This window comes from Chryseobacterium phosphatilyticum, from assembly GCF_002899825.2.
Taxonomy (GTDB): domain Bacteria; phylum Bacteroidota; class Bacteroidia; order Flavobacteriales; family Weeksellaceae; genus Chryseobacterium; species Chryseobacterium phosphatilyticum.
Genome location: NZ_PPED02000021.1, coordinates 1 through 1,032, shown reverse-complemented (window position 1 = coordinate 1,032; position 1,032 = coordinate 1). Strand labels below are relative to the sequence as shown.

General features: G+C 65.9%; 2 protein-coding genes. Both read right to left on the bottom strand.

What is annotated here, in order from left to right; genetic code table 11:
* Positions 1-679 (bottom strand): IS1380 family transposase (locus C1631_RS25225; RefSeq protein ID WP_109714470.1); only part of this gene is annotated, 679 nt, incomplete at its 3' end.
* A gap of 77 nt (positions 680-756) precedes the next feature.
* Positions 757-1,032 (bottom strand): ABC transporter substrate-binding protein (locus tag C1631_RS25220; RefSeq protein WP_228441470.1); only part of this gene is annotated, 276 nt, incomplete at its 5' end.

The window sequence follows — 1,032 nt, the reverse complement described above, 5'->3', positions numbered from 1 at the left end:
TCAGATGTGTATAGGAGACTGTCGCCCGAACGAGCCGACGCAGTTGGCCCCGCACCTCGCGACCCGAGGGCGTCTTGCCCGGGCGCAGGATCATCGCGACGGGACGGCTGGTGGCGGTGTCGTAGACGTGGATCGGCAGAAAGCAGCGCTCAGCGTGATGGGCGTTGAACAGCGACAGTTGCTGCTGGCCGTGCACCACATCACAGGTGTCGTCGATGTCGAGAGTAACGGCGGCTGGCGGCACGGCGTAACTGGCGCAGTAGAGGTCGACCAGCACGCGCCCGAGCCGGATGAGGTCGCGCAGGCCCGGCGTGTTCTCCAGCCGCGAGACGGTGGGTTGGCTCATCAGGTCGGCGCCGCTGTCGGGCAGGCGGCCGCAGGCAAGCTTGAAGGCTGGATCGGCGCGCAGATGGTCGAGGTCATCGGCATCCTCGTACCCGCAAGCAATCGCCAGGATGCGTGCCAGTAGGATCTCGGGCAACGGATGCAGAACCCGGCTCGGATCACGCCGGTCCGGGATCACCGCGGCGAGCTTCTCGGCGATGCCCCGCCGCTGCGCAGCCTGGGCGAGCAACAGGACGCCCCCGTCCGAGGTGAGGCGTCCGCCATCGAAGGCGGCTGTGAGCTTCTTGCCCCGAACGGATGGAAACGCGAACGGGAGACACGTAGGATCGGACATGGCGGGCGTGGCGGGCTCGATGCGGTCTGAAGGCTTGGCGTCAGCACCCAATCCCTAAGCCCTATCAATGCTTTACGCTACGCTCGCCACCACAGATCCACTGCCCTCGTGAATAAGACGGGATAGGCCCGCACCTGGGCGTCCGAGAGCGCGTATTTCTTCTTCAGCCAGGGCCACCACGCCGTCATACCGGCGGAGGAGACGAGGATCGCCCTGTCCTTGATGCCCGCCAGCGACGTGACGTCGTCGTGGGTCATCATCCCCTGGAGGTCGTACTGGAACGAGGCTGCCACGGTGACCACGGGCAGGCCCTTCTCGACCGCCTGAAGCACCTGGATGTCGTAGCCCATGAT